Annotated in this window: 20 protein-coding genes and 1 rRNA gene; 4 read left to right on the plus strand and 17 right to left on the minus strand. The window is 62.0% G+C overall.

Annotated elements, in window-relative coordinates; all coding sequences use genetic code 11:
- Positions 1-447: 447 nt before the first annotated feature.
- The 12 genes from M1D89_RS23175 to ftsH form a co-directional block, all read right to left on the minus strand.
- Positions 448-1,968 (minus strand): 16S ribosomal RNA (locus tag M1D89_RS23175).
- Positions 1,969-2,770: 802 nt separating this feature from the next.
- A complete protein-coding gene (locus M1D89_RS23180; protein ID WP_498647362.1) occupies positions 2,771-4,288 on the minus strand; it encodes a DHA2 family efflux MFS transporter permease subunit in 1,518 nt (505 codons plus the stop codon).
- Positions 4,289-4,393: 105 nt separating this feature from the next.
- Positions 4,394-5,296, minus strand: a complete 903-nt coding sequence (gene panC / locus M1D89_RS23185) for a pantoate--beta-alanine ligase (protein WP_498647364.1) — start codon at positions 5,294-5,296, stop codon at positions 4,394-4,396.
- A 5-nt stretch (positions 5,297-5,301) separates the two neighbouring features.
- On the minus strand, positions 5,302-6,210 hold the full coding sequence (locus tag M1D89_RS23190) for a Rossmann-like and DUF2520 domain-containing protein (protein ID WP_498647366.1): 909 nt from the start codon (positions 6,208-6,210) through the stop codon (positions 5,302-5,304).
- On the minus strand, positions 6,203-7,789 hold the full coding sequence (locus tag M1D89_RS23195) for a PH domain-containing protein (RefSeq protein ID WP_498647368.1): 1,587 nt from the start codon (positions 7,787-7,789) through the stop codon (positions 6,203-6,205). Before M1D89_RS23195 ends, M1D89_RS23190 begins: the two co-directional genes overlap by 8 nt.
- Positions 7,786-8,298 (minus strand): PH domain-containing protein, encoded by a 513-nt coding sequence (locus M1D89_RS23200; protein ID WP_017198279.1) that lies wholly within the window; start codon positions 8,296-8,298, stop codon positions 7,786-7,788. The genes M1D89_RS23195 and M1D89_RS23200 overlap by 4 nt, the downstream gene beginning before the upstream one ends.
- Entirely contained in the window at positions 8,279-8,800 is a 522-nt protein-coding gene (locus M1D89_RS23205) for a DUF3180 domain-containing protein (RefSeq protein WP_498647369.1), read from the minus strand. Before M1D89_RS23205 ends, M1D89_RS23200 begins: the two co-directional genes overlap by 20 nt.
- Complete coding sequence (folK, locus tag M1D89_RS23210) at positions 8,797-9,342, minus strand: 2-amino-4-hydroxy-6-hydroxymethyldihydropteridine diphosphokinase (protein ID WP_498647373.1); 546 nt, start codon at positions 9,340-9,342, stop codon at positions 8,797-8,799. Before folK ends, M1D89_RS23205 begins: the two co-directional genes overlap by 4 nt.
- Positions 9,339-9,698 carry a dihydroneopterin aldolase gene (folB, locus tag M1D89_RS23215; protein ID WP_498647375.1) on the minus strand — a complete coding sequence of 120 codons (360 nt, stop codon included), beginning with the start codon at positions 9,696-9,698 and terminating at the stop codon, positions 9,339-9,341. Before folB ends, folK begins: the two co-directional genes overlap by 4 nt.
- A gap of 12 nt (positions 9,699-9,710) precedes the next feature.
- Positions 9,711-10,616, minus strand: coding sequence for a dihydropteroate synthase (gene folP, locus M1D89_RS23220; protein WP_498647376.1), 906 nt, complete (start codon positions 10,614-10,616; stop codon positions 9,711-9,713).
- A gap of 5 nt (positions 10,617-10,621) precedes the next feature.
- Positions 10,622-11,257 carry a GTP cyclohydrolase I FolE gene (gene folE / locus M1D89_RS23225; protein WP_402938510.1) on the minus strand — a complete coding sequence of 212 codons (636 nt, stop codon included), beginning with the start codon at positions 11,255-11,257 and terminating at the stop codon, positions 10,622-10,624.
- A 10-nt stretch (positions 11,258-11,267) separates the two neighbouring features.
- Entirely contained in the window at positions 11,268-13,337 is a 2,070-nt protein-coding gene (ftsH, locus tag M1D89_RS23230; protein ID WP_498647378.1) for an ATP-dependent zinc metalloprotease FtsH, read from the minus strand.
- A 642-nt stretch (positions 13,338-13,979) separates the two neighbouring features.
- Here ftsH and M1D89_RS23235 point away from each other — a divergent pair.
- Positions 13,980-14,957 (plus strand): hypothetical protein, encoded by a 978-nt coding sequence (locus M1D89_RS23235; protein WP_498647379.1) that lies wholly within the window; start codon positions 13,980-13,982, stop codon positions 14,955-14,957.
- Positions 14,958-14,998: 41 nt separating this feature from the next.
- Here M1D89_RS23235 and M1D89_RS23240 read toward each other — a convergent pair whose 3' ends face one another.
- The 5 genes from M1D89_RS23240 to dacB all read right to left on the minus strand — a co-directional run bounded on the left by M1D89_RS23240 (position 14,999) and on the right by dacB (position 20,554).
- Positions 14,999-15,835, minus strand: coding sequence for a hypothetical protein (locus M1D89_RS23240; RefSeq protein ID WP_498647382.1), 837 nt, complete (start codon positions 15,833-15,835; stop codon positions 14,999-15,001).
- A gap of 346 nt (positions 15,836-16,181) precedes the next feature.
- Positions 16,182-16,733, minus strand: a complete 552-nt coding sequence (gene hpt, locus M1D89_RS23245) for a hypoxanthine phosphoribosyltransferase (protein ID WP_011772910.1) — start codon at positions 16,731-16,733, stop codon at positions 16,182-16,184.
- 31 nt (positions 16,734-16,764) lie between these two features.
- Positions 16,765-17,868 (minus strand): tRNA lysidine(34) synthetase TilS, encoded by a 1,104-nt coding sequence (gene tilS, locus M1D89_RS23250; RefSeq protein ID WP_498651019.1) that lies wholly within the window; start codon positions 17,866-17,868, stop codon positions 16,765-16,767.
- Between the two features lie 59 nt (positions 17,869-17,927).
- Entirely contained in the window at positions 17,928-19,049 is a 1,122-nt protein-coding gene (locus M1D89_RS23255; RefSeq protein ID WP_498647384.1) for a zinc-dependent metalloprotease, read from the minus strand.
- 59 nt (positions 19,050-19,108) lie between these two features.
- Positions 19,109-20,554 carry a D-alanyl-D-alanine carboxypeptidase/D-alanyl-D-alanine endopeptidase gene (gene dacB / locus M1D89_RS23260; protein ID WP_498651020.1) on the minus strand — a complete coding sequence of 482 codons (1,446 nt, stop codon included), beginning with the start codon at positions 20,552-20,554 and terminating at the stop codon, positions 19,109-19,111.
- Between the two features lie 147 nt (positions 20,555-20,701).
- Here dacB and M1D89_RS23265 point away from each other — a divergent pair, with 147 nt between their 5' ends.
- The 3 genes from M1D89_RS23265 to M1D89_RS23275 all read left to right on the plus strand — a co-directional run bounded on the left by M1D89_RS23265 (position 20,702) and on the right by M1D89_RS23275 (position 23,150).
- Positions 20,702-21,190 (plus strand): inorganic diphosphatase, encoded by a 489-nt coding sequence (locus tag M1D89_RS23265; protein WP_014920365.1) that lies wholly within the window; start codon positions 20,702-20,704, stop codon positions 21,188-21,190.
- Between the two features lie 179 nt (positions 21,191-21,369).
- Positions 21,370-22,350 carry a hypothetical protein gene (locus tag M1D89_RS23270; protein ID WP_498647386.1) on the plus strand — a complete coding sequence of 327 codons (981 nt, stop codon included), beginning with the start codon at positions 21,370-21,372 and terminating at the stop codon, positions 22,348-22,350.
- Complete coding sequence (locus M1D89_RS23275; protein WP_498647388.1) at positions 22,347-23,150, plus strand: hypothetical protein; 804 nt, start codon at positions 22,347-22,349, stop codon at positions 23,148-23,150. Before M1D89_RS23270 ends, M1D89_RS23275 begins: the two co-directional genes overlap by 4 nt.
- Positions 23,151-23,154 lie beyond the last annotated feature (4 nt).

Here is a 23,154-nt window from a genome sequence, read left to right on the forward strand (position 1 = left end):
GGGGCCAGCCACGTGTGTGTTCTAGATGCTCGCGTCCACTATGTAGTTCTCAAACAACAACCCCGTCAACCAGACCACCACCACCCCGCAAAACGGGGACACAATGGTAAGAACCGGAAGCAGGAACAAAAGAAACACCAGAAGATGCCCCCATGCATTGCTGCAAAAAGGTCCTGTTGCCTCAGGACCCAACAGTGCGCCAAACACAACCCCACACACACCACGCCCCGACGCGTTCCACACAACACCACACCCCCCAAAAGGGACACAGGATTGCCGTACTGGCACCAGGACACAACCGGTGAAGGCCATGCCAAACAAGTTTGATTCGTTGATATTCCACCCATGAGCACCCACCGCAGAACAGACGCCTGCGCAATGGGCAACACTGACAACCACTCACATATCCGCATGCACGGACACCAGCAGTTGCTAGCAGCTCCTTAGAAAGGAGGTGATCCAGCCGCACCTTCCGGTACGGCTACCTTGTTACGACTTAGTCCCAATCGCCGGTCCCACCTTCGACGGCTCCCCCCACAAGGGTTAGGCCACCGGCTTCGGGTGTTACCAACTTTCGTGACTTGACGGGCGGTGTGTACAAGGCCCGGGAACGTATTCACCGCAGCGTTGCTGATCTGCGATTACTAGCGACTCCGACTTCATGGGGTCGAGTTGCAGACCCCAATCCGAACTGAGACCGGCTTTTTGGGATTAGCTCCACCTCACAGTATCGCAACCCTTTGTACCGGCCATTGTAGCATGCGTGAAGCCCAAGACATAAGGGGCATGATGATTTGACGTCGTCCCCACCTTCCTCCGAGTTGACCCCGGCAGTCTCCTATGAGTCCCCGCCATAACGCGCTGGCAACATAGAACGAGGGTTGCGCTCGTTGCGGGACTTAACCCAACATCTCACGACACGAGCTGACGACAACCATGCACCACCTGTAAACCGACCGCAAGCGGGGCACCTGTTTCCAGGTCTTTCCGGTTCATGTCAAGCCTTGGTAAGGTTCTTCGCGTTGCATCGAATTAATCCGCATGCTCCGCCGCTTGTGCGGGCCCCCGTCAATTCCTTTGAGTTTTAGCCTTGCGGCCGTACTCCCCAGGCGGGGCACTTAATGCGTTAGCTACGGCGCGGAAAACGTGGAATGTCCCCCACACCTAGTGCCCAACGTTTACGGCATGGACTACCAGGGTATCTAATCCTGTTCGCTCCCCATGCTTTCGCTCCTCAGCGTCAGTTACAGCCCAGAGACCTGCCTTCGCCATCGGTGTTCCTCCTGATATCTGCGCATTTCACCGCTACACCAGGAATTCCAGTCTCCCCTACTGCACTCTAGTCTGCCCGTACCCACTGCAGAACCGGAGTTGAGCCCCGGTCTTTCACAGCAGACGCGACAAACCGCCTACGAGCTCTTTACGCCCAATAATTCCGGATAACGCTTGCGCCCTACGTATTACCGCGGCTGCTGGCACGTAGTTAGCCGGCGCTTCTTCTGCAGGTACCGTCACTTTCGCTTCTTCCCTACTGAAAGAGGTTTACAACCCGAAGGCCGTCATCCCTCACGCGGCGTCGCTGCATCAGGCTTGCGCCCATTGTGCAATATTCCCCACTGCTGCCTCCCGTAGGAGTCTGGGCCGTGTCTCAGTCCCAGTGTGGCCGGTCACCCTCTCAGGCCGGCTACCCGTCGTCGCCTTGGTAGGCCATTACCCCACCAACAAGCTGATAGGCCGCGAGTCCATCCAAAACCACAAAAGCTTTCCACCACCATGACATGCGCCAGATGGTCGTATCCGGTATTAGACCCAGTTTCCCAGGCTTATCCCAGAGTCAAGGGCAGGTTACTCACGTGTTACTCACCCGTTCGCCACTAATCCCCCAGCAAGCTGGGATCATCGTTCGACTTGCATGTGTTAAGCACGCCGCCAGCGTTCATCCTGAGCCAGGATCAAACTCTCCGTTGAAGTAAAACAAAACCAAACAGACACAACCACACCCACCGGAAATAACGGCGAACACGGCTGCACAAAATTCGAAACCAGCTGAAAACCAGACCACCACACACGGGGGTGCGCAATGATCCAGCCATAATTTCAACCAATTGAAAAACAATCGGTATCAACAAACTTGGCACACTATTGAGTTCTCAAACAACAGACACACCCGGCACCACCAAACCCCCCACAAGGGACCAGGATCGCTCCGGAGCAACTTTTCAAACTTACCCGAACCAGCCGCACAAAGCAAACCAAACCTCGGGCCTCCCACACCAACCAGAAGCACACAAAAGCACTACCGGAACCGGTGAATTGAAAGGGAGTCGGTCGCTATCTTTCCGCATCAGCGGCGGCGACTCGAATAACTTTACACGCGCCCAACCCCCACACCAAATCCACCCCAACACCACCTAAAACCCCCGCAAACACAAGGAAAACAACCCAAAAGTCGCTCCAACCACCTCAAACCCGCACCTGTGAAGCGCGTCACGCAGAAAAACCTGAGGGACGTGAGAGAGCGACCAGCCCAAACCCGAGGGAAATGAGAGAACGATCAACCCAAACCCGAGGGACCTGCGAGAGCGTTGGTAGGCGGCGGCCACCAAAAGCCAACCACCGCCGTCGAGCCTCAACCGACCCAGGCAACACACACCTTTAAAGCAACAACGCTCCCCCACCAAAAGTGAGGAAGCGTTGAGCTCAAAGCCGAGGGATGTGAGAGATCGATCAGTTCAAACCCGAGGGAAGTGAGAGAGCGTCGGAAGATGGGTCAGTGGCCCCCGTGGCCTCCGGCGCCCTCGGTCTTGCGCATCATGGCACCGAGCACCACAGCGGCCACGGCGATAACGGTCGCGGCGAGGAATGCCGTCTGCATGCCGGCTACTTCGCCCGAAGACGCAGAAACCACTGCATAGATGGACACGAGCAACGCCGTCCCGGCTGCACCGGCGACCTGCTGTGCGGTGCTGATGATCGCCGAACCGTGGGAGTACAGGTGCGGGGGCAACGGGTTGAGGCCAGTGGTGAAGGCCGGCGTGAACAGCAGGGCCAGCCCAAGGCTCAGGGTGACGTGCAAAGCGATGACCCAGCCGAGCGCACTTCCCTCATCCAGACGCGAGAACTGCCAAAGAGTCAGGACCATCAGTACTGAGCCCGTTACAGTCAGCGGCAGGGGACCCACTTTGTCGAAGATCCGCCCGATGACCGGCCCCAGCAAGCCCATGGCCAAACCGCCCGGCAGCAGAGCCAGCCCGGTCTCCAAGGGCTGAAGGTGCAGGGTGTTCTGGAGGTACAGCGGCAACAGGATAACGCCGCCGAACAGGGCCATCATGGCAACGACCATCAGCAGCGTGGAAACCGTGAACATGCGGAACTTGAAGGCGCGGAGATCCAGCAGCGGGGCGTCGGACTTCTGGAGCTTGAGCTGCCGGAAGACAAACAGTGCCAGGCAGAGGACGCCAACCACCAGTGCTATGACGGGTACAACGCCGGCGTCGGCGCCACCGATCTGGCTCAGGCCATAAACCAAGCCACCAAAAGCGGGCACGGTAAGGATCACCGAAGGAACATCCAAGGTGGTCTTCTCGCGCTCCCCCACGTTGGTGAGGTACTTGGCGCCGATGGCGAAAGCGGCCAGTGCAACCGGCAGTACGAAGACGAACATGAAGCGCCAGGAGAAGTGGTCCAGGATGATGCCGGAAACAGTGGGCCCCATGGCCGGAGCAACCGAGATGGCAATGCTGACGTTGCCCATGACGGCGCCGCGCTTTGACATCGGCACCAGCGTAAGGATGGTGGTCATCAGCAGCGGCAACATGATGGCAGTACCACCGGCTTGGACGATGCGCGCCACCAGCAACACCAGGAACCCGGGCGCCAGTGCGGCCAGCAACGTTCCGCCGCTGAACAGGCCCATGGCCAGCATGAAGGCCCCGCGCGTGCTCATCCGCTGCAGGATGAACCCGGTGGTAGGGATGACGACAGCCATGGTCAGCATGAAGCCAGTGGCCAGCCACTGAACGGTGGACGCGCTCACCTGAAGGTCCGTCATGAGGCGCTGGAGGGCGACGTTCATGATGGTCTCGTTGAGGATCACCACGAAGGTTGCCACCAGCAGCGTGACAATGACGGTCACGGATTCACGTGACATCTTCCCGGACACGGGGGCCTGCGAGGCAGGTGCCTTCGACACCGGAGCCTGCGGGTCTGCGGTCTCTGCAGAGATAACAGTGCCGGAAGCGCCCGATTCAGGCTTGCCGTTGGCGTCGGACGTGACGTCGGTAGACATGAGGATTCCCCAAGGTTTGGATTTGGTGTCCGGCGATCTGTGCCGGTGAAGACTAAAACAGTCTAAACGTCCATCCAATTCCCGTCAGCAGAAAAATTCCAAACGTTAGGAGAACAACGGAGCGTTGTCGATGAGCCGAACGGGTCCCACCTTGGCGGCGATGATCGCCAAACCCTCACCGCGGAAGGGAGTCTCCTTGCAGTTCTCTGCGAGCGGTTCCAGCGTGACGGGATCGACGACGTCGAAATAGTCCAGTTCCACGAGCGGCTGGGACTCCACAAGCGCGACGGCGGAATCGAGGTCGAGCGGTTCGTGCGCGTTTGCGCGGGACTCGATAAGGCGCAAAGCCCGCGATAACACCAAAGCGGCTTCGCGTTCTTCCTCGGAAAGGAATCGATTGCGACTGGACAGCGCCAAGCCGTCCTCACTGCGAACAATGGGCACTGGCACAATCTCCACAGGGAAGTTCAGGTCCGAGACCATTCGCTTCACCAACGCCAACTGCTGCGCGTCCTTCTGCCCGAAGTAGGCCCGGTAGGCCGTCGTCGTCCCGTCCGGTGCAGCACCTCCAGGTAGTCCGTAGTGCAGCAGTTTTGCCACTACGGTGAGCGCGCCATCAAAGTGCCCGGGACGCGAGGCGCCTTCCCACTTGTCGCCGAGCGGGCCCGACGTGACCCGCACCAGAGGCTGGCCGCCGGGATATACCTCGTCCACGGTCGGCGCGAAAACCAGATCCACGCCCTCGGCGTCAAGCAGGGCCATATCGGCGTCAAGCGTGCGCGGGTAGCGGTCCAGGTCCACGGCATCGCCGAACTGTAAGGGGTTCACAAAGATGGTGGCCACAACAACGTCGTTCTCGGCCGCGGCGGTCCGAGCCAGTGCGGCGTGCCCTGAGTGCAGGGCGCCCATGGTGGGCACCAACCCCTGCGAAGTTCCACCTTTGGCGGCCAGGAGCTTGGCGCTCTCCGTCCGCAGTTCCTTCGCGGTGGTCACGAGTTTGATGGCCATGCTGTTCAGTTTCCTTCCGGAGCCTTGGGTTCCGCGCCCAAAGCCTCGTCAATGTCGTCGAGTTGTTCGGGACGCAGCAGTCCGCGGTTTCCCGCCCTGAGCGCAGTGGCCCGCGCCATGGCTTGGTACGCCGCGAGAACATCGCCGCCTGCACCGCCGTCGTACTCCTTCAGCGCCTGGGCGTGCGCGGCAACGGTACCCACGTCCCCACGCGCTACGGGACCGGTAAGCGCAGTTTCGCCGGACGCGAGAGCGTTCTCAAGCGTTGCACGCAAAAGAGGACCCAGCATGGACTCCGGGTTTTCGACGCCGATCTCCCGCAGCATCTGCGATGCCTGCGCCACCAGCGTGACCATGTGATTGGAGCTGTGCGCAAGTGATGCGTGATAGAGGGTACGGTCAGCCTCGGCAATCACTACCGGCTCTGCGCCCATCTCCACCACCAGCGCCTGAGCAATCGGCAGCATGGCAGCGTCGGCAGTGACCCCGAAAGTGCAGTCCATGAGCCGGGTCAAATCCAGGCTCATTCCCGTGAAGGTCATGGCGGGATGAAGTGCCAGCGGTATCGCGCCAACCGCACGGACCGGGTTGAGGATTCCGACGCCGAACCGGCCTGACGTATGCGCCACTAGTTGACCGGGCTGCCAAGCTCCAAGCTTGGCCAGCCCCGCGACCAACTCGCCGAGGGCGTCGTCCGGGACGGCAAGCAAAACGAGCTCGGAGCGCTCCACGATGTCCTGAATCTCCAGGATCGGGACACCGGGAAGAAGGTTCTCAGCCCGCTCGCGGCTTGCCTCGGACACAGCAGAAACCCCGACGACGGCGTGCTCGGCTGCGCGCAAAGCGGCACCCAACACCGCCCCCACCTTGCCTGCACCGATGATCCCGACGCCGAGTCGTCCTGGCCTAGCCATCGTGGCGGTCCTCCTGTGGTGAAGTCTGGGGTTGTGTGGGCTGAGCGGATTGTCCTGGCTGAGCCGGTGGTTCCGGGATGGCGGCTGCGACCTCCGGCGCCTGCGGAGCCACCTGCGCCAGCCATTGTTCGCTGGTTTGCCTCTTCCGTGCTTCCCGGGCACGCGCGGCCTGCTGATCGAAGAGTTCCACTGCCTGCTCTACTCCGGCTTGGAACACCCGGGGTGAAACGGGACCTGCCGTGGTGTGGAGGACAAGGTCGGCCACTCCGAAGCGCCTCGCCCACGGGCCTTGGTGAAGTGCCATGGATTGCGTCCGCTGGTGCGGAACCATGACCAACGTGTGCCACCAGCGGCCTGATCGGATCAGCAGCGCAGTTTTAGTGGCCAAGAATCCGTTGCGACGCCAGCCCAACGGGGCCAACAAACGGGCGCGGCGGGGAGTGGTGACGTACCCATCCCCTGGCGCCAGGTCAACTCCTGCCGGCCCCAGTCCATCCAGCCCAGCGCTGAACACGCGTTCCGGATCCTCAACTCCCGGATCAGGCAGCACCAACGACATCATCCGCAGGACATCAGACCTCATGCCAACAGGGAGCAACATGGTGCGGGCAGCACCTTCGGTACCGCCCGAAACCCCGTAGCCCGCAACATTGACGTGCATGCGATACCAGCCGAAGATCCGCCAAAGGGGTGGCTGCGTCACCATGAGAGCCTGGATGCGTCCGGGAGGCAAGGTCTGCGCCTGGGTATCCAGGAGTCCGTACCTAAGGCGGATACCGTCCGGTGAGATTGCAGCCGTGAAGTTGTAGCCCTTGTTGAAGGAGTTCCAGTATGCGGCGCCGATTCCCAGAATGCCGGGGATGAGGGCCAGGAAAAGGGTCTGGTTCTGCGTGAGAACGGAGACGACAACAACTACTGCGGAACCGGCCAGGATTCCGATGGTCTGCTCGCTCAGCAGCAGGGAACCGATGAGCCGTGACGGCGGCACGGACAGTACAACATGCTCGGGAGCTTCCGGAATTTCCTCTGTCGTCTCGGGCCCACTGACCACACCCGCCGCCCGAGCGAGGATGGTGGCACGCAGCTGCTTGGCTTGGTCAAGCGGGAGGTAAGCGAGCCGCACTGCCGACTCGCCGGCGTCGGCCACTTCGAACTTGAGCTCAGCGAGCCCGAAAATACGCGCTAAAAGCGGCTGCACAATGTCGATTGCCTGGACGCGATCCAATCGGGCCTGCCGTTGCTGCTTGAACAGGAAGCCGGTATTGACGCGGACGTACCCCTCGGCCACTTGGTAGCGGGTGAAGTACCAGCTGAGAATAAAACCGCCTACCGTCAACAGCAGAACCACACCGCCGCCAGCCAGGAGCCACGGCACCCGGCCGCTGAGGTTCGGATCAAGGAAATCCCGGCCCTGCAGCATCCGCTCGAAAGCGTCCCGGCCAAAGAAGAACCCGACGGCGGCCAGCGCCACCCAGCCGCGAACAAAAGGTGACGCGGGGTGGACCCTGTTCCAGCCGCCGTCGACCGCTGGTTCCGGCTTGCCCGGGAGGCTCTCAGTTGCGCTATTCTCCAGGCTCACAGCCCGGCCAACCTGGCTTCTCCGCGGGCCGAAAGCTGCTCGCGCAAGCGTGCCCCCTCTGCTGAGGGGAGGCCAGGCAGCTGCGCATTGGTTCCCGCTGACGCGGTGTGAAGCTTGAGCGTGCACAGCCCTAAGCTGCGTTCGACGGGACCCACTGCAACGTCCACGTATTGCATGCGGCCGTAGGGGACCACCATGGTCCGCTGGAAGAAAATGCCGCGGCGAATGAGGAGGTCGTCGTCGCGCTCGGCATAGCCGATCGCGCGAACCTGGCGTGGAATCAGCACCAGCCGCCACAACGCCAACACCAGCATCACCGCGGGAACCGTGATGGCCAGCCACAACGGCGGCCACCGCCACCAGCCGAGCAGCACGAAAATGAGAGGCAAACTGAGGACCGCAAGCATCAATACGTTGCCGATAGCCCACTCCACCAAGCGAACCGTGACGTACTTCGGGGATACCCTCAGCCACTGGACGCCGGGAGGATCAATCGCCTCGGTATGCATATTCGCCTTCACCCTTTGTTTCGCCTCGACGGGTTTCCGGTCCGGCGGTACCACCTTCCAGGTCCTCCGGTGGGATCCGGCAGAACCGCTCCACTACGAGTCCAACCACCACCATCACCACACCGCCTCCGCCCATCAGCAGGGCATTCCACAGAATGCCCTCGCCGCCGCGCAAACCACCGATACGGAGAAGATCCACCGCGATTCCTACATGCCAACCCAGGAGCAACGTCCCGGCGTAGGCGCAGGCTTGGGCAAGAATCAGCGTCCTTGCCGCGAGGATCGGGTTGAGCAGATTCTTTTTCTTACCGTTGCGCCAACGCAGCACACGGATGCCCATGATGAGCGTCAGGACGGCGATGACAGCCATGGTGATGAGTGCGGAGACCGGCAGCACCGGTGTTGGCATGCTGAAACGGTTAGTAGTGACCGTAGCCAACCATCCGATGACGGCAGCGATGACGGCGATGAGCACCAGAACCACAGGGCGCATTGCTTTCATGGCTGCTCCACTGCTCCCGTCGCCGGCACGCCGGCTACGTCGCCAAAGCCGTCGAAGCGCCGGATGTCCGGCATGTCAGCGGCGACGGCGGCCAGTTCAGCCACGCTTTCGCCGCTCAGCGTGGCGTGCGGCTCCAGTAAGGACCACGGGTAGAGCACGAAGGCGCGCTCAGCTGCCCTCGGATGCGGAATGGTCAGAACAGGATCATCACTCACCACGTCACCAAACACGATGATGTCCACGTCAAGCGTCCTTGGCCCCCAGCGCACCTCACGCGTGCGGTGATGCTTCTGTTCCACCGCGTGGCAGTGCTTCAGGAGCTCCAAAGGGGTCAACGTGGTCTCCACGGCCATGACCATGTTCAGAAAATCCGGTTGGCCCTCCGGACCGCCCACAGGCTTGGTCTGCACCACCGGCGATACACCCAAGAGGCGCACCTCCGGGGGGTCCACCAGGTCCGCGACGGCCGTGGAGAGGGTGTCGTTCCGCTCCCCCAGATTGCTGCCAAGAGCCAGAATGGCCTTGGTATAGCCGGACGTCATGATCGCTCCCGGTGGACGCTGACAGTGACGTCGCCAAACGGCACCTCGATGGGCGCCTTGGGCTTGTGGACGGTGACATCGACGGCGGCCACGTTGTAATTCTCGAGGATGCCCTCGGCAATCCTGACGGCCAGGCCCTCAATGAGGTTCAAGGGGTCGCCTTCAATGTGCTTGGTGATCAGTTCGGCGACTTCACCGTAATGGGCCGTGTACTGGAGATCGTCTGTCTCAGCCGCTTTGGTGAAGTCCGAGTACAGCACGGCGTCCACAACGAAAGGCTGGCCGTCACGGCGCTCGAAATCGAACACTCCGTGATAGCCGACGGCGGTGACGCCGGTCAGCGTGATCCTGTCCACAGCGGTATCCAATCAGCGGGAGATGCGGGCGGCGACCTTGACGGCGTCAAGGCTGGGGCCGACGTCGTGAACGCGGACAGCCCAGGCGCCCTTAGTGGCGCTCAAAGCGGTGATGGCAGCGGTAGCTGCGTCGCGTTCCAACGGCGCAGCGGACTTACCGGCCACTGTCAGGAGGGAACCGAGGAACCGTTTGCGGGAAGCGGCAACCATCACCTTGTGGCCCAGCGTGAACAGCTGGTCCAGGTTCTTCAGGATCTCCCAGTTCTGGTCCTCTTTCTTGGAAAAACCGATACCGGGGTCGACAATGATCTGTTCCGGCGCAACGCCAGCTGCGTAGAGCTTGTCGCGGACGCCGCTGAGCTCAGCCACGACGTCCTCCGTGACGTTGTTGTAGTCAGTGAGGCTGTCCATGGTCAGGGCGTCGCCACGCCGATGCGTCAGGATGTACGGAACCTTGGTCCGGGCAACGAGCTCGGGCATGTCCGGTTCGATCGTCAGGCCCGAGACATCGTTGATGATGGCCGCACCCGCCTCAATGGCAGCGGCAGCGGTGGACGTATGCATCGTGTCGATGCTGACCAGCGCGCCGGCTTTCACCAATGCTTGAATCACCGGGATGACGCGGCGTTGTTCTTCTTCGGGGGAAACCGGTTCAGCGCCGGAACGGGTGGATTCACCACCGACGTCGATGATGTCTGCACCTGCGTAAAACATACGCAGGCCGAGCGCGATGGCGGTGTCCGGTGTCCGGTGAGTGCCGCCGTCGCTAAAGGAATCCGGGGTGACATTGAGGATTCCCATGACGAGCGTGCGGTCCGTTGGCAGGTCCTCGAACCTGGCAGCGGGTCGCGGTTTGCGGAGAATCGGCAGCGGGCTTGTGGCCGGGCCGGTTCCAGGTGCTGCAGCGAGGGAGTCCATAGTGCTTACCTTCCGAGTATGAGGCTCATGGCCTCGGCGCGGGTGGCCGGGTCATGGAGTTGACCGCGCACCGCACTGGTGACGGTCTTTGCGCCGGGCTTGCGAATGCCGCGCATGGACATGCACATGTGTTCACATTCGACGACGACAATCGCGCCGCGGGGGTTGAGGTGCTTCACAAGTGCCTCGACGATCTGCGTGGTGAGGCGTTCTTGCACCTGCGGCCGGCGTGCATAGATATCGACCAGCCGCGCCAACTTGCTCAGGCCGGTCACCTTTCCGTCATGTGACGGAATGTAACCAACATGGGCGACGCCGTGGAACGGCACCAAGTGATGCTCGCAAGTCGAGTAGAAGGGGATGTCCTTCACGAGGACAAGCTCTTCATGGTCGAGGTCGAACGTGGTGGAGAGGACATCCGCAGGGTGCTGGTGCAGCCCTGCGAAGACCTCGGCGTAAGCCTTGGCCACGCGCTTTGGGGTGTCCAGGAGGCCTCCGCGCTCAGGGTCTTCACCTATAGCCAGGAGAATCTCGCGGACAGCCGCTTCAATGCGCGGACGGTCCACTTTATGGCCGTGCTTGGAGCCCGCGGCGGAACCGTGGGCGGCGGCGAGGTCGTCGTCGTCGTCGAAATGAGTCACAGCAGAAAGCTTAGCCGTGATGCGGGTGGTCGTTGCCGCCGTCGGGTTGCGGGGCTTGGAATGACTCCTGGCTGCTGACTCCCTGGGCGTGGGGTGCTACTACGTCCAAAGGCTCGTCCAAGCGGGCCTTCTTGGCCTCTTCCTGGGCTTCGCGTTCCGCTTTTTCGGCGCGGGATTCCACCGGCGGGATGGACTGGACCGGACGGGATTCCTTGGACAGCCAGATCTCGCGGAAATCGCGCTTCCGGATGTCGTGGAAGATTTCGGCAATCTCCGTCTGGTTCAGTGTTTCCCGCTCCAGAAGTTCCAGCGCCAAGCGGTCCAAAACGTCCCGGTTTTCCGTGAGGATGGCGTAGGCCTCATCGTGAGCCTGGTCGATCAGACGGCGTACTTCCTCATCCACAACGTAGGCGATCTGGTCGGAGAAGTTGCGCTCCTGAGCCGCGTCGCGGCCGAGGAACGGCTCGCCACCGCCCTGGCCCAGCTTCACGGCACCAACACGTTCACTCATGCCGTACTGAGTGACCATCTTCCGGGCCGTAGAGGTGGCCTTTTCGATGTCGTTGGAAGCACCCGTGGAGGGATCGTGGAACACGATTTCCTCGGCAACACGCCCGCCCATGGCGTAGGCCATCTGGTCGAGCAGTTCGTTGCGGGTGACCGAGTACTTGTCGTCTTCCGGGATCACCATGGTGTAGCCGAGCGCACGGCCGCGGGGAAGGATGGTGATCTTGGTGACCGGGGCGGAGTTGCGAAGGGCAGCAGCAACCAGTGCGTGGCCACCTTCGTGGTACGCGGTGATCTTGCGTTCGAGTTCCTTCATGACGCGGCTGCGCTTCTGGGGACCTGCCATGACGCGGTCGATTGCTTCGTCCAATGCGCGGTCATCGATCAGATTGGCATTTGAACGCGCAGTCAGCAGGGCAGCTTCGTTCAAGACGTTGGCCAGGTCCGCACCCGTGTAGCCGGGAGTCTTCTTGGCAACACCCCTGAGGTCGATGCCCGGGGCCATCGGCTTGCCCTTGGCATGGACGTTCAGGATCTGTTCACGGCCGATCATATCCGGGGCTTCAACGGTGATCTGGCGGTCGAAACGGCCCGGGCGCAGCAGAGCGGGGTCCAGGACGTCGGGACGGTTGGTGGCCGCGATGAGGATGACGTTGGTCTTGACGTCGAAACCGTCCATCTCAACGAGGAGCTGGTTCAACGTCTGCTCGCGCTCGTCGTTACCGCCACCGATACCGGCACCACGGTGACGACCAACGGCGTCGATTTCATCCACGAAGATGATGGCCGGGGAGCTTGCTTTGGCCTGTTCGAAAAGGTCGCGAACACGGGAAGCGCCAACGCCGACGAACATTTCAACGAAGTCCGAGCCGGAGATGGAGAAGAAGGGAACACCGGCTTCACCGGCGACAGCGCGGGCGAGCAGCGTCTTGCCAGTACCTGGAGGGCCGTAGAGCAGCACACCCTTGGGGATCTTGGCACCAACGGCCTGGAACTTGGCCGGCTCCTGGAGGAATTCCTTGATTTCCTGGAGCTCTTCCACGGCTTCGTCAGCACCGGCGACGTCGGAGAAAGTCACCTGCGGCATGTCCTTGTTGACCAGCTTGGCCTTGGACTTGCCGAACTGCATCACCTTGGAGCCGCCACCCTGCATACGGGAAAGCAGGAACCAGAACAGGACGCCGAGCAGCAGCACGGGGATGAGCAGGGAGAACAGCCCGGAGAACCAGTTGTTCTCGACCGGCTGGTCAGTGAAACCCTTGTCCGGGTTGGCGTTGGTGACAGCCTTCACCACATCCGGACCGCGATCCGTAACGTAGAAGAACTGAACGTTCTTGCCCTTGTCCTGGCCGTCCAGGTTCAGGTTGTCCTTAAGAACCAGATCAACGCGGTTCTCGGCGTCGAAAATCTTGGCCTGCTCAACCTTCCCGCTTTGGGAAAGGAGTTCGAGGCCGTCCTGGGTGTCAATGCGCGTGGAACCGCCCGGAGCCAGTGTTGCGAATGCCACCAGGAGCAAGCCAACGACGACAACAATCCAGATGCCCGGGCCCTTGAAGAAACTCTTAGCTTTCATCTGATCGGGGTTTTGCCCCGTCCCTCCTGGTAGTGCTGCAAGGCGCAACTTCTGCGCGCGAGTGGTGCTGCTTCAGTTTCAAGCTATACACCGTTCCCAGTAACTCACGCATCGGAAAGTGCAAAAGTTCCCTCTGGGCGTACACAGGATACTCGCGTTGTACGTCTTGGAACAGGTTTTTTCCCGCTTTCCGGGCTTGGCTGCCTTGTCCACTGGCTGGGCGGCGCACCCCTTCACGCCAATCGCCCCCGTAACCACTGGTGCGAACGACGGCAAAGGGTGCGGGTGTGGCCACTACCGGGCGCGAACGGCGGCAAAGAGTGCGGGCGTGCATCTTTTGGTCTAAGCTCCCACTCCCCCGGCTAACCACCATCAACCATCCACGGCGCACCCCTTCACGCCAATCGCCCCCGTAACCACTGGTGCGAACGGCGGCAAAGGGTGCGGGCGTGGCCACTACCGGGCGCGAACGGCGGCAAAGGGAGCGGGCATGCATCTGAGCATGGGCCCCAACTGCGCTGATTGGAATTCTGCGCTGATCGGAATTGGCACTTTGGCTTGTTCTCCTGGTGCCGATGCTGTTTTCCACATAGCTCAGGCTGGAGCTTTCGGCTTCTCCCGGGACCGGGGAGTGTAGAACTCATGGCCTTTCAAGAACTGATACTCGCCTCTGACGCGACACGGATTGGACAGGATGCGCGCCAGCTCGCTAAGCAGGCCAAACGGGGCGAATTGGTCCGAGTCCGACGGGGCACTTACGCCCGCCCTGCTTATTGGGCGGAATTGAACGAGCGCCAACGGCACGGACTCCAAGCAGCTGCCTTGGTCAATACCACCAGGACCCCTCCCGTCTTTAATTTGCAGACGGCGGCACTCCTCTGGGGGCTCGGCGTCGTGGGCGTGCCGAAGCATCTGTGCACTGTGACTGCGGACCCAACCGGTGGTCGATCGAAACATGGGATCCGGAGAAGTTTCGGTGCCTGTGACAGCGGGGTAGCCCAACTCGGTGAATTCCGAGTCACGGACAAGGTTCGCACGACAATAGAGCTGGCCGCTTCCCTGAACTTTGCTGAGGCCTTGGCGGTTCTTGACTCCGGCCGTCGCGACCAAGGGTGGGGGGACGCTCTTGAAGCTGACAATTGGAACAAGGACAAGCCATGGGGTCCTCCGTTGGGCGTGGACGACCTGGCTGGAGGTGTCGCCGATCTCATCAGCCAATCAAGAAGACGACGTGCTGGCGCGATTCTCGAATTGTCGACGGACAAGTCCGAGTCGGTGGGGGAATCCATGAGTCGCGCGCAAATGATTCTGCTCAACTTCCCCGTTCCCAGCCTTCAAGGTTCTTTTACCTTGAAGACCGGACGTACCGCTCGAACAGATTTTTGGTGGCCCGAACTCGATCTGGTGGGGGAATTTGATGGTTATGGGAAGTATCTGAGAAAAGAACTGCTGGGAAACCAGACCATCCAGCAGGCAGTCATGGCCGAGAAAGCCCGGGAAAACGGATTGCGGGCACTGGGCCTCACCGTTGTTCGCTGGGACTGGTCCGACATGATGAATCCAAGGGCGTTCGCACGGATTCTGAGCGATGGAGGGCTGCGCTCCCTGCGTGGGGGCTGACGGGCTTGGGCAGTTCAGGCCCCGGCGACTGCTTGGGCAGTTCAGGCCCCGGCGACTGGGAGGACCAGCAGGTAACCCGTGGGCAGGTCAGTGCTCCAGCGCCGCGGTTCCCTGACCACGAACTGTGTGGCCAGCTGCTCCGGGGAGAGCAGACTGTTCGGCTCTGGGGATGGACCCCATTGTCCGCTGCCGTAGGGGTAGAGCGGATCCAGGACGTGCACTCCGGTGACTTGGAACTCCGGGAACTGCGCGGGATCACCTATCGACTCAAAACCGCTCATTACCCAGGCATGGCGACCACTCCACATGACCAACCCCACTGGTCGGCCAGTCTCGGCAATGGCGCGGGCCGCTGTCTGCAGCGTGTCCTCATAGGAGGCGATGCTAACCACTGTGTATGGCCCCATTCCAACTTCGGTCAGCACCTGTGCCCAACCCCGCGGGTTGGCACCGTTGAAGGAGTTGGATGACCGCGCGCGGGCCATCTCCCAGAGTTCGCTTTGCTGCGCGGAGGATGCCCACGAACCGCCCCCGGTATCGTCGATGAGGTTGTGCGCCATCTGAATGCTCGCAGCAACACACCAGTCAAAGGTGTACTGCGGAACGAAGTCTCCCTCTTGGTAGAGGTTAATGGCGAAAGCCTGGGGTACGGCAGGTGGTGCGGGCGGAGGCTGTGTTGCCGGCGGTGACGGAACCCCAGACTGCGTGGCAGTCGTTGACGGGATGGCGGCGACGTCACCCGGGGTTGGCGCGGCGGAAGAGGTCGCGATTGGTTGACCGGCATCGGTCTCGGTGAGATCGACCGCAGGGGTACAGGCTGTGAGGAGCGTCGCCATGACGGCGAGCCACGTCAAAAGACGGGCAGGAGCACCGGTCATGGTCCAGTTTAGCGCGAGGGCTTAGCGCATGGGCAGGTGCAGGCATTCAAGTTCCCGCTACTGCACCCACTCCCGCCGGGCGCACCCCTTCAGCACCAACGCCGCACCCACTCCCGCCAAACGCACCAGAGGTTACAGGTGCAAACGGCGGAAAAGGGCGCGGCGCAGGGAACGAGCACCGAAAACTACAGGCAGGTTCAGGCATTCAAGTTCCCGCTACCGCACCCACTCCCGCCAAATGCACCCCTTCCGCACCAACGCCGCACCCACTCCCGCAAAACGCACCAGAGGTTACGGGTGCAAACGGCGGAAAGGGGCGCGGCGCGGTAAACGTAAAGAGTGGGGGTTACTCGTAAACGTGCGGGGCCAAGGTGCCCACGAAGTCCAGGTTGCGGTACTTCTCGGCGTAGTCGAGACCGTAACCGACCACGAATTCGTTGGGGATGTCGTAGCCGACGTACTTGACGTCGATTTCCACCTTGGCGGCGGTCGGCTTGCGGAAAGCCGTGCAGATTTCGACGCTGGCCGTGCCGCGGGATTCAAGGTTGGACTTGAGCCAGGACAAGGTGAGGCCGGAGTCAATGATGTCCTCGACGATCAGGACGTCCTTGCCCATGAGGTCGGTATCGAGGTCCTTGAGGATCCGGACAACACCGGAGGACTGGGTGCCCGAGCCGTAGGACGAGACAGCCATCCAGTCCATGCTGACGTGGCTGTGCAGTGCACGGGCGAGGTCGGCCATGACCATGACCGCGCCCTTGAGAACACCGACGATGAGGATGTCGCGGCCTTCGTAATCCTTGTCGATCTGCGCCGCGAGTTCCGCGATACGCGTTTGGATCTGCTCTTTGGTGTAAAGAACGTGCTTGAGATCTGCCTGGACGTCGTTTGAATCCACCAATGGCTCCTGTTTTGATGCTCGGGTGCGGCTACTGTTGGGACGGTTTCTGATGCCGGAATACTAGCTTCCCACAGCGCGCGGCTTCGCGGGGACCGCCCTTGGCCGGATCACCAGTCGCATCTGCCGTTGAAACACCTGATGAAACAGACCATTCCTGCTCCAAATCGCTGAGGGACAAACGGTACACGCTTACGTGGCCGGGAAGCTCAACAGGTCCGGCCGATCCTTGCCGGCGAAGCAGTGCTTCCGCAGCTTGGAGGCGCCCGTAGCCGGGTTGTTGACCCCCGACGGCGGCCGCCGCCTTGGCGATGACACGGAACCTGAGCGCTGCGGGCAGTTCACGAACGGCGTCCTCGGGAAGCCATGCGTCGCCGCCCTCCCACTGGACTAGTGAGAGATAGGTCTCGTCGGCAAGATCTTCAAGGAAATCGGCATCTTGCTGCAGGATGGCGGCGGTCCGAGCCAGGGACTCGGCCACGCCCGGGCCCAGCTTCTCTTCCAACACGGGCATCACTTCAACACGCGTCCGGGATCTCGCAAACGCGGGATCGGAGTTGCTCGGATCATGCCAGGGAGACAACTCTTCTACCCGGCAGATTTCCAGCGTCTCCTCGCGGCGAAGGCCAAGGAACGGCCGGAGCAGGCGTCCGCGAATGGGCCGCATCCCAGCGAGGGACCGCGTACCTGAACCGCGGGCCAAGCCGAGGAGTACTTGTTCGGCTTGGTCGTCCAAGGTGTGGCCGAGCAGGATCGCGTCACAACCCAACTGGTCGGCGGCGGACTCCAAGGCAGCATGACGGGCATCCCGGGCCGCAGCCTCGGGCCCAAATCCAGTGGCGGAAACTTCTACAGTGCGCACTTCCACCGGTGATAATCCCAGTTCACGCAACACGGCAGCTGTCCGGGAAGCGACTTCCCCGGAACCAGGCTGCAGTTGATGATCCACCACTACGCCTGCGACAGACACTGGGTGTCCGTCCACATGGCCTCGTCTGGCGAAGTAGGCTGCGATGGCTGCCAAAGCCAAGGAATCCGGGCCTCCGCTGCAGGCTACAAGCACCTGTGATGGGTGACCCGCAGAAGCCAACGCGTTCTGTAACTGCTTGCGTGCCTTGCCGACGACCGGGGCCAAACGCCCGGGCCGCCGTCGACCTTTACCTGAAGAACCAACGGCGGAACCGGCAGGTACGCTCAAAGCCCCATCCGCTCAAGCCACAGCTTGGAGTTGTGGATCTCTTCCTCGGTGGGTAGGTAGTCGGCGGATTCCCACACCCGGTTGAAGCCTTCCATGCCGGCCACGGCAACAACTTCGCGGACGAACTTGGCGCCATCGGTGTACTGGCGCATCTTGGCGTCCAAGCCGAGAAGGTTGCGGATGAACTTCTCCACCACGCCGCGATCCTTGCCACGTTCGTTGAAGCGCTGGCGGATGGTCTTCACGGAGGGAACGATGCTCGAATCCACGGCATCCATCACCACGTTGGCGTGCCCCTCAAGGAGACTCATGACCGCCGTAATGTGGGACAGGGATGCCTTTTCCTCCGGGTTCTGGAGCAGGTCCAGGATGGCGCCACGGCCGGGCGTTTTCTCAGAGGGATTACGGTCGCGCAGGGACTTAGCTACGGCGCCGGCGCGTTCAACCAAAGTATCCATATTGCCCAAGAGATTGCCGCTGAGCTTCTCGATTTCATCCAGCATGTGGTGACGGAGCCACGGTGCTGCGGCGAACTGGACCCGATGGGTTTGTTCGTGCAGGCAAACCCAGAGACGGAAGTCGTCCGGGTGAACGTTGAGTTCGCGCTCCACGGAGATGATGTTGGGCGCCACCAGCAGGAGTCGGCCGCCCGGGGGAACGTTGGATTCCGGGGCCAGCGCAGCAAAGGGATCATACTGGCCGAGGACCTTGCTGGAAAGGAACGCGAGCACAGCGCCAAGCTGGGTGCCAGTGATGGCACCGCTGGTAGCGGCCGCCGCCGGGGTCATCGCCACTCCACTCCGGCTCTCCAGCATCTTCTTCAGAGCAGGTTGGAGCATCACCGAGAAGCTCTGGGTATTGGCCTTGGACCACGACGCCCGATCCACTACTAGAACGTGCGAATCCCGCAGGTCCCTCGCGGCATCCAAGCCGGTGATGTCGTGCACGTGCGGGACGGAGATATCCGCGTTGAAGCGCAGATTGTCCACGGCTTTGCCAATCTCACCGGCGCTAAGCTCCGGACCAGGCGGGGCAAGCCGGGCAGCCGTAGAGGCGGCCAGGTCCCAGTTGATCAGGGACGGGGCCCCTGCTGACGATTCTCGGGCAGATGACACCATACGGTCCATCACACCACACGAGGCTGACAGTGTGCCTTAAGTTCGCTCCGCGCGGAGGACTAGCCCCGGCACCCGCAGGAGGCCAACACTGACGCCGAACGGTCCATGGCCACCTTGTTGCCCGCGGCTCCCGGGTCCAAACCGTTGCCGATAAAGGAGAACACGAGCAGCCGGCCATCGGAGTCCACTACGTAGCCGCTCAATGCGATCACGGTATTCAACGTCCCGGTCTTGGCGCGCACCAGTCCGGCGCCCTCGGACGTACCAGCCTCGCCGTACCTGTCATTCAGGGTCCCGGTTAGCCCAGCCACGGGGAAACCATCGAGGGCGCTCCGCAAGGCAAGATCCGAACCGCTGGTGATGGCACGGACAACCTCGGCAAATTGCCGGGCTGTGACCTGGTTCTCCAAGGCAAGGCCCGAGACGTCGGCCAGCTGCATCGAATCCGTGGCGATCCCCAGCTCCCCCAGCCTTTGCCGCACGGCCGCAGTAGCGCCGTCGTACGTCCCCCCGAGACCAGACGCCAAGGCGGTCATCCGGCCCAGCGCTTCTGCGAGGAAGTTGTCCGAGGATTCGAGCATGAGGTCCACTTGCTCGCTCACGGTTGCGGACTCAGCAGCTGCCAACTCTTTGGCGGGAAGACCCTTACCACGTTCGACGCCGGGACTCACCGTTACGCCAGCCGCCCCCAACTGCTCGGCGAACGCCTGCGCGGTGGTGATGGCGGAATCCTGGGGTCTGGGACCGGTTAGAACGTCCGGGGCGTAACGGCCGGAGTTCAACGCCAAGGAGAACAACGGCGCGGTTTCCCCGGCGGCCACATCGTCCAAACTCCATGCGGGGTTAAGGGGCGCGCCACTGAAAAGTGAGTCGTCAACTTGCACGGTAATTGGCCCCTTCACCCCAGCCGACGCTAAAGCGGCAGCCGTGTCCGCAGCCAGGGAAGCTAGTCCGGCCCGGCCAAGTACAGCAGTGGGCTCGGAAGCGGAAGCGCCCAGCAGAACGTCCCCTCCCCCGGTCAGCACCACTGTGGAGGGATTGTCAGATGCGAGCACGCGGGTGGTGAACCTTGAGTCGGGACCGAGCGCTTTCAAGGCGGCCACAGCGGTCAACAGCTTCATGTTCGAGGCCGGGATGCGGTTGACGTTGGCCTCGCGGTCGAAAAGAACCTGGCCAGTGGACGCATCCATCACCACGCCGCTGATACTGCCCGCGCCGTCCGGCTTGAGGGTAGTGTCCAGGAGCTTCGTGACCTCGCTAGCAACCGGGATAGGCGCTGAGGCATCCAACGGCAGCACACTGTTGGCGCCCGAAAGGCGGTCCGGCACCTGCTGCCAGGAGGGAATGGAGGGCGGGGGCTTGGGGAAAGTGAGCAAGTTCGGAAACATCCCCACAGCCACCACGGCACCAAGGCACATCAAAACGGTGGTCAGTAGCACCGGCCAGGTAAAGCGCCCCCACGCCGCAGGCACCCGCTTGCGGGCACCCCCGTTTTTAACGCCCATCATGGAAGTTGCTTGGTCCTGTCAGTCCTGAAATGTCCCCGCCGGTTCAAGAAACCCGGGCCTCTCGCTATATCCTCAATAGTAGTCGGCGGCGCCGGCTGCGCTTTTGCCTGCCGCGCCCCACCCACACCCGTCAAGGAGCATTCCATGAAGCACGACGTGACCATCGAGATCCCCAAGGGATCGCGCGTCAAGTACGAAGTTGACCACGAAACCGGCCGTGTCCGCCTGGACCGCGTCCTGTTCACCTCCATGCAGTACCCCACGCACTACGGTTTCTTCGAGAACACCCTGGGCGAAGACGGCGACCCGCTGGACGCATTGGTGCTCCTGCAGGACTTCGATCTGCACCCGGGCGTCATCGTCGAATCCCGCCCCATCGGCGTCTTCAACATGACGGACGACGGCGGCGGAGACGCCAAGGTCCTCTGCGTCCCCGTTGACGCACGTTTCGACCACATCCAGGAAGTCAGCGACGTCAGCGAATTCCTGGTCAAGGAAATCGAGCACTTCTTCACGCGCTACAAGGACCTGGAGCCCGGCAAGTGGGTCAAGGCTGAGGGCTGGGGCGACCGCGCCGCTGCCGAAGCCGAGCTGGAAGCTTCCATCAAGCGCTTCTCGGCCGAAGGCCACTGATTTCAAGGCTCTAAACGCCTGACGCTCGACGGCGGCTGGTGCGGTTCCCCCGGGACCCACCTGCCGCCGTCGTTCTTTAACGGTTTATGCACATGGGCATGTCTCCCCATCGCGGCAGCTTGCGGGTCCGCCTACGCTGGGACCAGACTTTTCGATGCATTGTTCACAGGGGGTTCCATATGGCTGGGTTCTACGGCGCGGACATAGCGCAGCTTCGCAGTCTGGCGGGTGTGATGGGCAAAGCTGCCGACGCCATCAGCCTGCAAAGCACGCAGTTGTCCAACGCAATCAACTCCACCACTGCGTGGCAGGGCCGGGATGCCACGGTATTCAAGGGCGACTGGAACAGCCAGCACCGCCAGAGCCTTGTGAAGGCCGCCAACATGCTGCGCGAAAATGCGAGCCAGCTGAAGAAACACGCGAATCAGCAGGAGTTCGCCAGTCACAATGATGGTTCAGGCACCTCGGTTGGTGTCCTGAAGGACGTGTACGACACCGCCATGGGCGTCAAGGGTGTGGCTGCTCCGCTGTGGACGGCATACAAGTACCTCAAGCTCGGCAACGCAGAATGGGTGAAGACCCGCGAGGTCCTGACCAACTGGCGTGCAGGTGGCACTGTGGTCCGCGACGCCATGACCGCGCTGCGTAACGGTGAGAAGGTCACTGATGTCCTCAGCGACCTCAAGGCCAACATCCCCTACAGCCAGGCCTTCCAGGAGGCCAGCAAGTTCTCCAAGGGCCTCCGCATTGCCGGAGCCCTGGCGGCGCCACTCAACATCGTTGGTGGAATCAGCGACATGATCAACCCCGAGCACGACGGCTGGCGCGGTACTGGTGACCGGGTCGCAGGCGGCTTGTCCGTGGTTGGCGGCGTTGGCAGCATCATGCTTATGACAGCCGGCGGCGCAGCCCTGCTGGGGCCGATCGGTGCTCCCATCGTCATCGGCGCCGGCATTGTCGCGGGCGCGTGGGCGTTGGGTAACCTCGTAGCCGACAACTGGGACTCCATCAGCAACTTCGCCCGCAACCCTGGCAGCTACATCGCTGACGGGGCCAAGGAGGTGGCAGGCTTCGCCAAGGACGTAGGCAGTAAGGTGGCAGACGGGGTCAGTGACGCCGCCAAGTCAGTCGGAAACTTTGTCGGAGGGATATTCGGATGACCACCAGCACCATGAAATGGACCCAGCGGGACATTGAGGCCGCGGCCAAAGTTCTGGCCTCGGCCAGCGCGATCGGCGCGTCTTTGCCCACGCTGACCGATGAAGAAGTCGTGGCCCTGGACGGTGTTCAGCACGAACAGCTTGTTGCCCTGCCCTGGCTTTCTGCCCAGGACGCAAGCAAGGAACTAATGTGCGCCATCGCGTTGCGCGGCCTGCTCGCCAAGGAACTTGTTTACCCGGTGGTCTTCGAGGGTGAAACCGAGCCGTCGCGCTTGCACGCCACCGAAGAAATCACCGGCGCCCTGACCCTGCGCCGCAGCGGCAGCAGCGTAGTTTCAGTGGAACGCACCGTATCCACGGGCAAGCGCTGGCTCTACGGCTACCTTCACGATGAAGGCGTCCTGCTGGAAGAAGTGGACGAAAGTGGGCTACACGGCTTCACCGTTGTCACCCGCGATCAGCTGGTTCCACGTCTGGCCGAGTTCGTAGACCCCCAGCAGGCCGCAGCCCGCGACACGGAACCTACCCTCTACACGGAAGCCCAGTTCGAGGCGCACGCCGCCACGGCCTTGGCCGACACCCAGGCCGCGAGCAATGTGGTGGCCTTCAATTCCAATACCAACGAGTTCCCCACGGTCACCGTGTACACCGGCCCCTCCAGCGTTCACGTGCTGACCCCGCGCGTGGAGGGTTCCCCGGAATCCGGCCCGGAGCAGACTGAATCGGTGTCGTTCGAGCTGCAGGAAACGTCCGCACCATCGCTGGCCCGCGTCCTCGCTGGGCTTGCAGGACTGGCCTGACGCT

It is taken from the genome of Arthrobacter sp. D3-18 (assembly GCF_054408525.1).

What these genes read in the sequence shown, in the direction of transcription:
- M1D89_RS23180 (WP_498647362.1), bottom strand. Translation starts at nt 4,288, where the DNA reads ATGTCTACCGACGTCACGTCCGACGCCAACGGCAAGCCTGAATCGGGC.
- panC (WP_498647364.1), bottom strand. Translation starts at nt 5,296, where the DNA reads ATGGCCATCAAACTCGTGACCACCGCGAAGGAACTGCGGACGGAGAGC.
- M1D89_RS23190 (WP_498647366.1), bottom strand. Translation starts at nt 6,210, where the DNA reads ATGGCTAGGCCAGGACGACTCGGCGTCGGGATCATCGGTGCAGGCAAG.
- M1D89_RS23200 (WP_017198279.1), bottom strand. Translation starts at nt 8,298, where the DNA reads ATGCATACCGAGGCGATTGATCCTCCCGGCGTCCAGTGGCTGAGGGTA.
- M1D89_RS23205 (WP_498647369.1), bottom strand. Translation starts at nt 8,800, where the DNA reads ATGAAAGCAATGCGCCCTGTGGTTCTGGTGCTCATCGCCGTCATCGCT.
- folK (WP_498647373.1), bottom strand. Translation starts at nt 9,342, where the DNA reads ATGACGTCCGGCTATACCAAGGCCATTCTGGCTCTTGGCAGCAATCTG.
- folP (WP_498647376.1), bottom strand. Translation starts at nt 10,616, where the DNA reads ATGGACTCCCTCGCTGCAGCACCTGGAACCGGCCCGGCCACAAGCCCG.
- ftsH (WP_498647378.1), bottom strand. Translation starts at nt 13,337, where the DNA reads ATGAAAGCTAAGAGTTTCTTCAAGGGCCCGGGCATCTGGATTGTTGTC.
- M1D89_RS23235 (WP_498647379.1), top strand. Translation starts at nt 13,980, where the DNA reads ATGGCCTTTCAAGAACTGATACTCGCCTCTGACGCGACACGGATTGGA.
- M1D89_RS23240 (WP_498647382.1), bottom strand. Translation starts at nt 15,835, where the DNA reads ATGACCGGTGCTCCTGCCCGTCTTTTGACGTGGCTCGCCGTCATGGCG.
- M1D89_RS23255 (WP_498647384.1), bottom strand. Translation starts at nt 19,049, where the DNA reads ATGGTGTCATCTGCCCGAGAATCGTCAGCAGGGGCCCCGTCCCTGATC.
- dacB (WP_498651020.1), bottom strand. Translation starts at nt 20,554, where the DNA reads ATGGGCGTTAAAAACGGGGGTGCCCGCAAGCGGGTGCCTGCGGCGTGG.
- M1D89_RS23265 (WP_014920365.1), top strand. Translation starts at nt 20,702, where the DNA reads ATGAAGCACGACGTGACCATCGAGATCCCCAAGGGATCGCGCGTCAAG.
- M1D89_RS23270 (WP_498647386.1), top strand. Translation starts at nt 21,370, where the DNA reads ATGGCTGGGTTCTACGGCGCGGACATAGCGCAGCTTCGCAGTCTGGCG.
- M1D89_RS23275 (WP_498647388.1), top strand. Translation starts at nt 22,347, where the DNA reads ATGACCACCAGCACCATGAAATGGACCCAGCGGGACATTGAGGCCGCG.